This is a genomic window from Paenibacillus sp. PK4536, assembly GCF_028594455.2.
Lineage (GTDB): Bacteria > Bacillota > Bacilli > Paenibacillales > Paenibacillaceae > Saccharibacillus > Saccharibacillus nuruki.
In genome coordinates, this window is record NZ_CP126313.1 from 4,908,698 (window position 1) to 4,920,788 (window position 12,091).

General features: G+C 38.9%; 12 protein-coding genes. 2 read left to right on the forward strand and 10 right to left on the reverse strand.

Annotated elements, in window-relative coordinates; translation table 11 throughout:
- The first annotated feature begins 261 nt into the window (after positions 1-261).
- Positions 262-495 (forward strand): hypothetical protein, encoded by a 234-nt coding sequence (locus tag PO903_RS21710; RefSeq protein ID WP_273594545.1) that lies wholly within the window; start codon positions 262-264, stop codon positions 493-495.
- Positions 496-497: 2 nt separating this feature from the next.
- Here PO903_RS21710 and PO903_RS21715 read toward each other — a convergent pair whose 3' ends face one another.
- The 10 genes from PO903_RS21715 to deoR all read right to left on the reverse strand — a co-directional run bounded on the left by PO903_RS21715 (position 498) and on the right by deoR (position 10,618).
- Positions 498-680, reverse strand: coding sequence for an aspartyl-phosphate phosphatase Spo0E family protein (locus PO903_RS21715; protein WP_069329262.1), 183 nt, complete (start codon positions 678-680; stop codon positions 498-500).
- 276 nt (positions 681-956) lie between these two features.
- A complete protein-coding gene (locus PO903_RS21720; protein ID WP_069329261.1) occupies positions 957-2,258 on the reverse strand; it encodes a pyrimidine-nucleoside phosphorylase in 1,302 nt (433 codons plus the stop codon).
- A 24-nt stretch (positions 2,259-2,282) separates the two neighbouring features.
- Positions 2,283-2,996, reverse strand: a complete 714-nt coding sequence (gene deoD, locus PO903_RS21725) for a purine-nucleoside phosphorylase (RefSeq protein ID WP_069329260.1) — start codon at positions 2,994-2,996, stop codon at positions 2,283-2,285.
- Positions 2,997-3,341: 345 nt separating this feature from the next.
- Positions 3,342-4,523, reverse strand: coding sequence for a phosphopentomutase (deoB, locus tag PO903_RS21730; RefSeq protein WP_273594546.1), 1,182 nt, complete (start codon positions 4,521-4,523; stop codon positions 3,342-3,344).
- 241 nt (positions 4,524-4,764) lie between these two features.
- Positions 4,765-5,949: a NupC/NupG family nucleoside CNT transporter gene (locus tag PO903_RS21735; RefSeq protein WP_069329258.1), complete on the reverse strand. Its 1,185-nt coding sequence runs from the start codon at positions 5,947-5,949 to the stop codon at positions 4,765-4,767.
- Positions 5,950-6,103: 154 nt separating this feature from the next.
- Positions 6,104-6,511 carry a cytidine deaminase gene (locus PO903_RS21740; RefSeq protein WP_069329257.1) on the reverse strand — a complete coding sequence of 136 codons (408 nt, stop codon included), beginning with the start codon at positions 6,509-6,511 and terminating at the stop codon, positions 6,104-6,106.
- Between the two features lie 167 nt (positions 6,512-6,678).
- The gene (gene deoC / locus PO903_RS21745) at positions 6,679-7,344 is read right to left on the reverse strand and encodes a deoxyribose-phosphate aldolase (RefSeq protein ID WP_273594547.1); all 666 of its coding nucleotides are present in this window, start codon (positions 7,342-7,344) and stop codon (positions 6,679-6,681) included.
- A 299-nt stretch (positions 7,345-7,643) separates the two neighbouring features.
- Positions 7,644-8,987, reverse strand: a complete 1,344-nt coding sequence (locus PO903_RS21750) for an MFS transporter (RefSeq protein ID WP_273594697.1) — start codon at positions 8,985-8,987, stop codon at positions 7,644-7,646.
- A gap of 82 nt (positions 8,988-9,069) precedes the next feature.
- Positions 9,070-9,528 (reverse strand): MarR family winged helix-turn-helix transcriptional regulator, encoded by a 459-nt coding sequence (locus PO903_RS21755; RefSeq protein WP_273594548.1) that lies wholly within the window; start codon positions 9,526-9,528, stop codon positions 9,070-9,072.
- Positions 9,529-9,682: 154 nt separating this feature from the next.
- Positions 9,683-10,618: a DNA-binding transcriptional repressor DeoR gene (deoR, locus tag PO903_RS21760; RefSeq protein WP_069329277.1), complete on the reverse strand. Its 936-nt coding sequence runs from the start codon at positions 10,616-10,618 to the stop codon at positions 9,683-9,685.
- Between the two features lie 349 nt (positions 10,619-10,967).
- On the opposite strand from deoR, the gene PO903_RS21765 reads away from it, so the two are divergent.
- Positions 10,968-11,870 carry a manganese catalase family protein gene (locus PO903_RS21765; RefSeq protein WP_069329255.1) on the forward strand — a complete coding sequence of 301 codons (903 nt, stop codon included), beginning with the start codon at positions 10,968-10,970 and terminating at the stop codon, positions 11,868-11,870.
- The last annotated feature ends 221 nt before the right edge of the window (positions 11,871-12,091 follow it).

Here is a 12,091-nt window from a genome sequence, read left to right on the forward strand (position 1 = left end):
AATAGTATAAATACTGCGAAATTGAAATATATTTCATTTTTAGTATATTATTTAATATAAAGGAGGGAATGTTATGTTACAAGGTGTAGGTGTATACGGGCTTATTTTATCTGTAATTGTATTGATTGCTTTTATAATCGCTATACGTTGGTTGGTTGCGAAGTTATTTGCCAAAAGATCTTAATTCCTAGAGTAGAAGTCAGCTAAGATGTTTATTGTACATAAATCTAAATCAATTTGATTAACATGGAGGACAAGGCTATGACACAACCTCATCATTCGTCTACAGAAGAACAGCCTATGATCGAAGTACCTAGAGATGCTTCTTTTAATAGTGTAACCGAGCATAATCATACGATTTTAGGTGTGCCACGTACTGGAAATATCGAAAATATCTCGGATATGCCTGCTCCAATACGCTGGTTTGGCTATATTGCTTTTGGAGCTATTGCTGTAGGTGGTATAGCTATCTTAGCAATTGGACTATTGATGTAGTGTTATAACATATTCATATGTGTTCGTTTATAGAGGGTAGCATATTGATTATATTCATTGAGGGTCTCATCCAATTGTTGGGATTTATCTAAAACACGGTTATCTGAGAATCCGTACATTTCAGCCAATTGGTGCATTTCTTGACGTTGTTGCTCGATTTTCTGTAGGCATTGGTGTAAATTCAATGTACCTCTCTACTCCTTTCTTTTTATGTCTAGTAAATGTATTACGATTTATATTTATTGCATACAGAATATTCAATTTGGATAGATAGTCTATACTATATATCGATCCATTTTAGCCATTTTTTGAATAGTTCCCAAGTCTAATTTATTCGACATTATAATCGAATTTTCTATTAACTCTATATCCTTAAAACAGAAAAACCCCCGACCAGAGTGAACGTAATGTTCAATCGTCGAGGGTTTTGTCTATTTTAATCTATTGGAAAAGGATCTCTATTACTCCGTTACTGTTCCGTATACTAATGTTGGAGCGTCAGCATGATCTGCGATACGAATACTCTCGTATAGTTTTTTCAATACATCGTCTACATTTTCACGGTTAGCATGAATTGTTACTAAAGAGTCGCCCACTTTAACAGCGTCGCCTACTTTTTTGTTCAACATCAAGCCTACAGCAAGATCGATTTCGGATTCTTTCGTTGCACGACCAGCACCTAACAACATTGCTGCTGTACCGATTTCGTCCGCTACCAATTCAGCTACAAATCCATCTTCTTTCGCAGGAACTTCGATCAAGAATTTCGCTTGTGGCAAACGTTCTGGTTGATCAACAACCGAAGCATCTCCACCTTGGCTTGCAAGGAATAATTTGAATTTCTCCAACGCTTTACCGTTAGCAATAACTTCTTTCAATTTTTCTCTTGCTTCTTCAAGTGAACTTGCTTTACCTGCAAGATATACCATTTGGCTTCCAAGTGCCAAGCACAATTCTTCCAAATCAGCAGGACCTTCACCTTTTAGTGTATCGATTGCTTCTTTTACTTCAAGAGAGTTACCGATTGCTAGACCTAGCGGTTGACTCATATCTGAGATAACAGCCATTGTTTTGCGTCCTACGTTGTTACCGATACTTACCATTGCATGAGCCAATTCTTTAGCATCTTCTGCTGTTTTCATAAATGCGCCAGCACCTGTTTTAACATCCAATACGATAGCGTCTGATCCAGCAGCGATTTTTTTACTCATGATTGAACTTGCGATCAATGGAATCGAGTTTACGGTTGCTGTTACATCACGCAAGCCGTATAACTTTTTGTCAGCAGGTGTTAAGTTACCACTTTGTCCGATAACAGCGATTTTGTTTTCATTCACTAATTTGATAAATTCTTCGTTTGTGATTTCTACGTGGAAACCTTCTACTGCTTCTAATTTATCGACTGTACCGCCTGTGTGACCTAGACCACGACCGGACATTTTAGCCACTGGAATATCCAATGCTGCTACAAGAGGAGCCAATACTAATGTTGTGGTATCACCTACACCGCCTGTGGAGTGCTTGTCGACTTTAACTCCTTCGATAGCGGATAGATCGATTGTATCTCCAGAGTTCACCATAGCCATCGTTAGGTCTGCACGTTCGCGCTCTGTCATGTCTTTGAAGAAGACTGCCATTGCAAATGCGCTCATTTGATAGTCAGGAATTTCGTCGTGTGTGTAACCATTAATAATAAAGTTGATTTCCTCAGTTGTTAGTTCTTTACCATCACGTTTTTTTTCAATAAGGTCTACCATTCTCATAATTATTCTAGCTCCTTGTACGTTTTATTTTTGGAAAGAGATTGCTGCATCTAAAGCAACTTCCATCATTTCGTTAAATGTAGATTGTCTTTCTTCAGATGTTGTTTCTTCACCTGTTAGCAAGTGATCACTTACTGTTAAAATGGTTAATGCGTTTACGCCAAACTTCGCTGCTAATGTGTACAATGCACTTGTTTCCATTTCAACGCCTAGTACGCCGTATTGCATTAATAATCCTGTAACGGTTTTGTCGTCACGGTAGAATGAATCTGAACTGAATACGTTACCGACATGCAAATTCAGACCTTTTTCTACGCCACGATCATAAGCAGCTTTGAGTAAAGGGAAACTTGCTACAGGTGAGAAATCGTATCCGCCGAAAATATGACGGTTCATACTGGAATCTGTACAACATGCTTGTGCCAAAATCACGTCACGAACACGTACATTTTCTTGCATACCACCACATGTACCCACACGGATCAAGTTTTTGACGCCGTATTCGCTGATCAATTCATTCACGTAAATGCTGATCGAAGGCAATCCCATACCTGTACCTTGTACAGAGATACGGTTACCTTTGTATGTTCCTGTAAATCCAAGCATACCGCGTACTTGGTTGTAGCAGACTACATCTTCAAGATACGTATCTGCAATGTATTTAGCACGTAATGGATCGCCTGGTAAAAGAATCGTTTCAGCGATTTCGCCAGCTTTTGCTTCAATATGAACGCTCATTTTATAAAAACCTCCAAAGTATGTGTTTAGGTTTGATTTGCTTGGTTGTACCGCTACGGCTAACGGATTGGGTTCCGCTCTCTGGTAAGGATAGATATCTTGAAAGACTGCTGATGCAGTCGATATCTACCCTTACGAGGAGAGGCTACACTCCAATCCGTTAGCCTTCGCTCTGTGCGGATGCAACAATATCACAAAAACATAAAGATGGGTGGTCGGCGCTGGGGACTCGCTTGACCGGGGAAACAACAATTAGAATATTTAACATTGAGATTAGTTTGTTATAGAAATGGGTTTAGGTTCACCTTTATCATTTCTTTACAACTCTGATCCGTGTTTTGAATATTACTTAAGATCAGATAGGAAGCTTGTGCCGTATTCTGGGCTTGTTACGCCAAAGTTTTCGGCTACAGTTGCAGCGATGTCTGAGAATGTTGTGCGTAATGGCAATTCTTTACCACCATTTGCAAAACGTTTGGAATAGACAAGTAATGGTACATATTCACGAGTATGATCTGTACCTGTGTAGGTTGGATCGTTACCGTGATCGGCTGTAATGATTAGTAGGTCATCTTCTTCCATACCTGCAAATACTTGTGGTAAGCGAGCATCGTATTCTTCCAGTGCGTCAGCATATCCTTTAGGATCGCGGCGGTGTCCGAATAGAGCATCGAAGTCAACCAGATTCAAGAAGCTTAGACCGTGGAAAGGCTTCGCTAGTACGTTGACCAGTTGATCCATACCGTCCATATTAGACTTGGTACGAATCGATTCTGTTACACCTTCGCCATCGTAGATATCAGCAATTTTGCCGATAGCAATCACGTCTAGACCTGCATCTTGCAAAGCGTTCATTGTCGTCGGTTTGAACGGTTTGAGTGCATAATCATGACGGTTGGATGTACGTTGGAAATTACCGACTTCCCCGATAAATGGACGAGCGATAATGCGTCCTAACATGTAAGGATCTTCCAGTGTAATCTCACGACAGAATTCACAGATTTCATACAATTCTTTTAAAGGAACGACATCTTCATGTGCCGCAATCTGCAATACGGAATCTGCAGAAGTGTAGATGATAAGTGCGCCTGTTTTCACATGTTCTTCGCCTAGCTCATCCATAATTTCTGTTCCACTTGCCGGTTTGTTACCAATGACTTTACGTCCTGTTTTTTCTTCGATCCGCCCAATCAATTCATCCGGGAATCCATCTGGAAATACACGGAACGGTGTATCAATATATAATCCCATGATCTCCCAGTGTCCTGTCATTGTATCTTTACCACGGGATGCTTCTTGCATTTTAGTGTAATAAGCAAGTGGTTGATCTGCTACAGGTACGCCTTGAATCTCACTGATATTCGATAATCCTAGACTTGCCATATGTGGCATGTTAAGTCCACCATTTTCGCGTGCAATATGTCCGAATGTATCTACATCAACATCTCCAAATTCAGCTGCATCTGGTGCTTCACCAATACCTACTGAATCCATAACTACTAGATGAATACGTTTAAATTCGCTCATTTGTATTACCCCTTTCAACTTTTCAAAATGTCTACAGTGCTCATATACCCTACTCTGTCCAAAATGCGCAGTAGAGCATTTGGTTGCTATCATGCTTATGCAACAATAGTGTACCAAATGCTCTATGTTATACCTATATCTGCTTTTTGAAAAGTAGGTAAGGAATTCTGCGGTCATTTATGAATTCTAAATCTGCGATCACGATTCATATTCATAGGTTGTCATATACTGAAGTGATCTTTTATTTTAAGAACAGACCTGTAATTGTAGCAGAAAGCACACTTACTAGTGTAGCACCATATAATAGTTTCAGTCCAAAACGAGCTACAACATTACCTTGTTTCTCGTGTAGACCTTTAACCGCACCAGCAATAATACCGATTGAAGAGAAGTTAGCGAATGATACTAAGAATACAGATACGATACCTAGTGTACGTGAGCTAAGTTCTGTGTGTTTCACTAGATCTAGCATCGCTACAAACTCATTGGATACCAGTTTCGTTGCCATAATACTACCAGCTGTTACAGCTTCACTCCAAGGTACACCCATCATGAATGCAAATGGTGAGAAGATATAACCTAAGATTTGTTGGAACGTAATACCGAAGATTAATCCGAATAGACCGTTGATCATACCGATCAATGCTACGAAACCAATCAACATTGCTGCTACAATAATAGCAACTTTGAATCCGTCTAAAATATATTCGCCCAGCATTTCGAAGAATGACTGTTTCTCTTCTTCTTGTACTTCTAGAATATCTTCTTCTTTTGTAACAACATAAGGATTGATAATGGAAGCGATAATAAAGCCACCGAATAAGTTAAGCACTAATGCAGTCACAACATATTCAGGTTTCAACATCGTCATATATGCACCTACGATAGACATCGATACCGTAGACATGGCTGATGCACAAAGCGTATACAGACGGTGTTTAGGAAGCGCACCGATTTGTTTTTTAACAGAGATAAATACTTCTGATTGACCTAGGATCGCAGATGCTACAGCATTATACGACTCTAGTCTACCCATACCATTTACTTTACTGAGCACAAGACCAATGTACTTAATAATAAACGGTAGAATTTTGAAGTATTGCAGAATACCGATCAATGCTGAAATAAATACGATAGGCATAAGAACACTTAAGAAAAATGGTGTAGAACCTTCTGCAAAGACAAATCCACCAAATACAAAACTAATACCTTCACCAGCATATGCTAATAAATGTGTAAAGACAGTTGCAAATCCTCCGATTACCCATGTACCAACGACTGTATTAAGGAGCACGAATGCTAAAATCGCTTGCAGTACAACCATGACAAATAATGGACGATAACGAATACCTTTTCTATTATTACTTCCCAAATAAGCTAATCCAAACACCAAAAGAATACCCAAAATTGCGATAATATAACTCATAAATAATTAGCTCCCATTCTGCACTCTGCTTCATAATCATAACCACGTATTTAAAATCTTTTGAAACAAATTGAAATAATCAGAAATTATACATTAAGCGCTTACATTATTCGTAAAAAAGAACAAATCCTTGCGGATACATTCTTTTTTTGGATTATTCTGCTGGCTGACTATGATCCATGTCATGCGCTTGGAAAAATCCTGGTAACATTTGAGCTATTGTCCACTCGGTAACATCACCTTTAAGGTTAGTCAGGTATACTTTCGTATTCTCATCACTAAATTCAGCAATGACTTGACGACAAGCACCACAAGGAGAGACCGGACCTTCAGTATCCGCAACGATCGCAATCGCTTCGATCTTGCGTTGACCTTCAGATGCAGCTTTGAAAATAGCTGTACGTTCTGCACAATTGGTAAGACCATAAGAAGCATTTTCCACGTTACATCCCCCGTAGACTTTACCGTCTGCGAGCAGTGCAGCGCCTACTTGAAACTTGGAATAAGGTACATATGCATTTTTACGTGCTTCTATTGCTGCTTGAATCAATTGATCTTTCATGGATAGGTCTCTCCTCTAACGGATAAGATATTTTGCTTTGCAAACATCATTTTTAATTCTAATAGAAGAAGTCGCATTTATAGTGCCAAATGCTTAGGTAAGATATTTTGCTTTGCAAAAATCACTTTTGATCTTACTAAAAGAAGTCGCATTTATAGTGCCAAATGCTAGTAAGAAGAAGTTCCTTCTTCGCCTTCAACGATTTTGACGCCAGAGCTTGCACCGATGCGTGTTGCACCTGCTTCAACCATGTTGTTTAAATCTTGAAGATTACGTACGCCACCAGATGCTTTAACACCAACATCAGGTCCTACCGTTTTGCGCATCAAAGCTACGTCTGCTGGTGTTGCTCCACCTGTAGAGAAACCAGTTGATGTTTTAACAAAATCTGCTCCAGCTTTGACAGACAATTCAGAAGCACGAACTTTTTCTTCGTCTGTAAGTAGGCAAGTTTCGATAATAACTTTAACTAAAGCTTTACCTTTAGCAGCATTAACTACGGCTTGGATATCACGTTGCACTAGCTCGTTATTACCATCTTTCAAAGCACCGATGTTGATAACCATGTCTACTTCTGTAGCACCGTTTGCAATCGCATTGCTTGCTTCAAAAGCTTTCACTTCTGGAGTTGTTGCTCCTAAAGGGAATCCGATAACCGTACATACTTTGACAGGGCTACCTTTTAATTGTTCTGCACAATAAGCTACCCATGTTGGGTTAACGCATACAGATGCGAACTCATATTTTCTAGCTTCTTCTGTCAATTTAGTCACTTCTGCTTGTGTAGCATCCGCTTTCAATAACGTATGGTCGATCAATTTAGCTAAATTCATATTGTTAATCTCCTTTGAGTGAATGGTTTGTTTGACAAATAACTGTTCAGCTCTTACATCCACATCATAACACCATGTTGAACATATGTAAAACAGTTTTTGAAATTATGTTCACGACAAATCAAAGGCTTACAGCACAGCTTTATTTTTTGCGCAGGCTGTTCCTATTTTAACACTATGTTACTTGAGATGTCATGTACTAAAATAACTTTCATTTTCAAAAGCTATTTATAAGTAACCGATTGCATAGTGGAATAAAAAAAGACTTCAGGTCATTGATCTCCTGAAGTCTCGTTACATTATGCTTTGCGTGGTAGTGAAGAGGATTTGCCTGTCATTTGCGATTGAGCATAATAAAGTACGATAATCACAATCGCTAACAAGGCTTGTACCGAAAAGATATTGCTAAATACATATCCATCTGCATACACTGCTACTGGATTGAAATGAACTGAACCATGATTCGCTTCGATCATTTTACCAATAATACTGGTTGCCATCGCTCCAGCTATAAAGTTAAGTAAAGAGAATAACCCCATGCCTACCCCTACTTGATCTTTGGTCAATGTACGTGAAATCGTGTTAGACATCGCAATCTGCATAAACGTCTGACCCACATTACCAAAAATAAGAATAAACATCACCACATAAGGGGACACCCCGACCAAAGTCGATAACGTAATAAAACAAATAAAGATTAATGTCGTTGCAATATAGACTAATAATGGGTTGCCTTTGCGATCAGCTAACTTACCGCCCTGACGACCTAGAAAAGCAGAACAAATCGCAGCCGGGAACATAATTAGTCCAATCAGTGCTGGAGATAGTCCATTCAATCCACTTAAAAATTGTGGAGTGACATAAGGTAGTCCAAAGCTAAGTCCTGTTGCCAAAAATGCAATCAACAATCCAAAAGAATACTGTTTATTGCTGAATAATTTGGGCTGAATAAAAGGCTCTGCCGCTGTACGTATCCGAACAATAAATAAAATCAATAAGATGGCGCCAATTATAGCGTACATCCACTGCCCTTGTGAGATCGCTAATAGTAACATCGCTACAGTTCCACCTAGCAAGATGCCACCGATCCAGTCGATCTTCTGCGCTTCTCCCCGATAATCATCTAGATATTTACGGAAAAATGGTAAAGCGATTAAAGGAAATAACGATAGTAAAAATAAAAACCGCCAGCTTCCAAAGCTCGTAATCAGACCTGCAACGATGGGTGCAATAGCGGTTCCTAATGATAATCCAATCGCTGTTGTACCAAGGGCACGTCCCCTTTTCTCAGGTGAAAAATAACGAACAGGCACAATCATAGCGGTTGCTGGGATAACCGCAGCTCCGGCGGCTTGTAGAACACGCCCTACAACCATCATCCAAAATTCAGTCGCTGCTAAGCCAACGACAGAACCTAAAGCAAAAAAGATCAGACCGAACGTCAATAAATCTTTGAGTCGGTATTTATCGGCAAGCTTGCCGTATACGACAGAACCTACTGCATAAACAATTATATAACCGGTTAATAACCATGTCACATCGGCGGCTCCAATATTGAACTCTTTACTAATCGTAGGCATCACTACATTGAACATCGAAGCATTCATTACCGAGAATACTAACGTAAATGCAAGTACACGCATTAATTTCTCACCATTGGGATAGACTCTTTCTGTTTCTGTTGCCACTTATGCTGTCATCCTCTCTACGTATACCGTTGCTATTTTATTGATAAACATGAATTAATTTGTTTAACAACTGTTTGAGATGTTCTAATTCTTCAGCTGTAAATGTGTGGGTCGAACGGCTTTTGACTTCATTAACGGCTTGTTGAGCCTGAATATACTTTTGCTCGCCTGCTGTAGTTAATGTATTTTGCTTCATACGAGCATCATTAGGATGAGCATTACGTATAATCCAACCTCTTTTTTCTATACCATTCATTAAGCTAGTCACGCTTGATTTCTCAATAAGCAGTTGATGCTCTAACTCATGATTGGTAATCCCGGGTTGAATCGCTATTTCGTGCAATGCCTGACTTTGCTGAGAAGTTATATTTAAAGATCGTAACGACTGCTCGATCTGACGCTTGATCGTTAAATATGTTTTTTTGATTAAAGGAGTGGGACTAGATAAAGCATCTTGTGCCTGTTGCTTGTATCTATCTATATCACTCTGACTCAATACATTCCCCTCTTTCTTTAGTTCGAATTCGAACTAATTTTATTTCAAAACAAAACTATTGTCAATACAAGCTTATGAATTAGATATACAAAAAAACAGCCTTCTACTGGATCATGTAGAGGGCTGTTTTATAAGGCAAATCACTTTTTGATATTTATGTTAATAAAGCTTGAGCTGTAAATTGATCGGTCACCAAAATATTAGCGTATTTGCCAACTAGAGCAGCTTCAATCGCTTCGATTTTACGTTGTCCACCAGCGACCAAAATCGATTTTTCTTTTTTTCGTAAATCAACCAGATCGATGCCTACCGTGCGATCATTGATAGCCGGGCTACAGATATTACCCTGTTTATCAAAAAAGCGTGAGCAGATATCACCAGCTCCTGTTTGTTGTAACAATCGCTGTTCTTCTTCGTTAAAATAACCCAGTCTGAACAAAAGAGCATCTTCTTTTACAGTTCCTACGGTGAAAACAGCAATATTAGCTTGTCTACCCAGTTCAATAATACGCTGAATATGACGATCTTCATCTACCATTTTTTTAAGTTCAATACTGTCGAAAATAACGGGTAACGGCAAATAGCGAGCAATCGTGTGATACGCTTCTGCAAAAAGGTTGACCGTTTCAGCCGCATAGGTGTTCACATGCGAGTGACTTACTCCGCCTTTGAGTTGTACGACTTCAACTCCCCGTACTTGCTTCTGCTCTAAATGTTCTGCAACAGCATACATCGTAGTTCCCCAGGTGACTCCAATAATATCACTATCTTTAACCGTCTCATGCAAATAATCGGCGGCACGCTTGCTGATATGCTTTTGGATTTCTTTGTACTCATTGATCGGTGAATAACAGACATGTACTGTATCTAATCCATAACGTTTTTTTAATTGTTCTCCAAGTGCATCCAGATCTTCGAGAGGATCTACAATATCTATCCGCACATACCCTTTTTCTTTGGCATACTGTAGCAAGCGAGATACAGTCGGTCTAGAAACGCCTAGCTTGGTCGCTATTTCTTGCTGGCTATGATCAGAAAGGTAGTACAATCTTGCTGTCTCTATACTCAAACGTTGTTTGTCATTATCCACGGCTTTTATCATCCCACATCTCTATCAGAATCTAGCTGAACAGTTCAAACCATCTCATTTCACATATTATACATTTTTTATACATTTTTTAAAAATATATTTCAAGGATCACTATTCATGTGAAATCATATCGTTTTACAGTTGTTAACAGATTTGTATCTACCTTTTCGAAAAAAGTGACTTTCTAGTAACAGATTATATCTCCTTTTTGCACATAAAATAGCCGTTTGTTTTCAATAATATAGGGTATGGAATAAGAGAGCCTTTGTTTTGGCAATATGGGTTAAACACCAATATTGACTAATTTTGATAAGGGCTTCAAGAATACAAAAATACTGGAGGTATGATAATGTTCACACGTCTTGACCAAATCATGATTGAAATTCCGGATGTCAAAAAGCCTGATCCTAATGCAGCAGCAGCTGTGCAAGAATTACTTGGTGGTAAATTCGGGGAAATGTCGACTTTGAACAACTACCTCTATCAATCTTTTAACTTCCGTGGAAAATCTAAATTAAAACCTTTCTACGATCTAGTTACTAGTATTACAGCTGAAGAATTAGGTCACGTGGAATTGGTTGCACACGGTATCAATAAAATTCTTGCAGGTTCTAGCTTGCCAGGTGAACCTGATTCAACTCCACTTGATCCGCTTAAAGATGTTCGCTTAAGTTATCATCATCTAGCAGGTGCACAAGGCGCTATGCCTCGTGACTCTATGGGTCGTCCTTGGACAGGCGATAATGTATTTAATAGCGGTAATCTTGTAGAAGATTTGTTGCATAACTTCTTCTTAGAGTGCGGTGCAAGAACACATAAAATGAAAGTCTATGAAACAACAGATCATCCAGCTGCACGTGAAGTCGTTGGTTTCCTTCTTGTTCGTGGTGGCGTACACGTTGTCGCTTATGCAAAAGCATTAGAAATTGCTACAGGCGTAAATGTAACCAAACTTGTACCGGTCCCTTCACTGAGCAATAAAGCATTTAACGAGTCACGTAAATACGAGGAAAAAGGCGTTCATACTCGTCTTTATACTCATAGTACAGATGATTTCAAAGCGATTGACCAAATCTGGAAAGGTACTCATCCAGAGGATGGATTGCCACTTGAAGTGATTCACGGATTCCCTCAAGGTGTCCCTGTTCCTGAGTATCCTGAGTTAGATGAAGAGTTCGCTCCAGGGATTTCACAAGAAGATTTCAAAGAAATTGCTAAGCGTCTCAAAATGGCTGGTAATATTACAGACTAAAGCAAAAAGGCTGGTTTCCAGCCTTTTTTTACATAATTTCAAATGCATATTTACCCTATTTAACTCATTATTTTTAGTTATTTATTTATTAAATTTTAAACATATGGTTTCGATTGCTAAACAATGGTTAATAAATAGACGAGAAGAGATTGCTGAATAAATCTTCTAAGTGCTTGTTGTAACACAAATGTTATAAATCAAGTGATTTAGTGTAGTTATTC

Bases quoted from the DNA above. Each gene is read 5' to 3' on its own strand.
- PO903_RS21710 (WP_273594545.1), top strand. From the start codon at position 262: ATGACACAACCTCATCATTCGTCTACAGAAGAACAGCCTATGATCGAA.
- PO903_RS21720 (WP_069329261.1), bottom strand. From the start codon at position 2,258: ATGAGAATGGTAGACCTTATTGAAAAAAAACGTGATGGTAAAGAACTA.
- deoD (WP_069329260.1), bottom strand. From the start codon at position 2,996: ATGAGCGTTCATATTGAAGCAAAAGCTGGCGAAATCGCTGAAACGATT.
- deoB (WP_273594546.1), bottom strand. From the start codon at position 4,523: ATGAGCGAATTTAAACGTATTCATCTAGTAGTTATGGATTCAGTAGGT.
- PO903_RS21735 (WP_069329258.1), bottom strand. From the start codon at position 5,949: ATGAGTTATATTATCGCAATTTTGGGTATTCTTTTGGTGTTTGGATTA.
- PO903_RS21740 (WP_069329257.1), bottom strand. From the start codon at position 6,511: ATGAAAGATCAATTGATTCAAGCAGCAATAGAAGCACGTAAAAATGCA.
- deoC (WP_273594547.1), bottom strand. From the start codon at position 7,344: ATGAATTTAGCTAAATTGATCGACCATACGTTATTGAAAGCGGATGCT.
- PO903_RS21750 (WP_273594697.1), bottom strand. From the start codon at position 8,987: ATGCGTGTACTTGCATTTACGTTAGTATTCTCGGTAATGAATGCTTCG.
- PO903_RS21765 (WP_069329255.1), top strand. From the start codon at position 10,968: ATGTTCACACGTCTTGACCAAATCATGATTGAAATTCCGGATGTCAAA.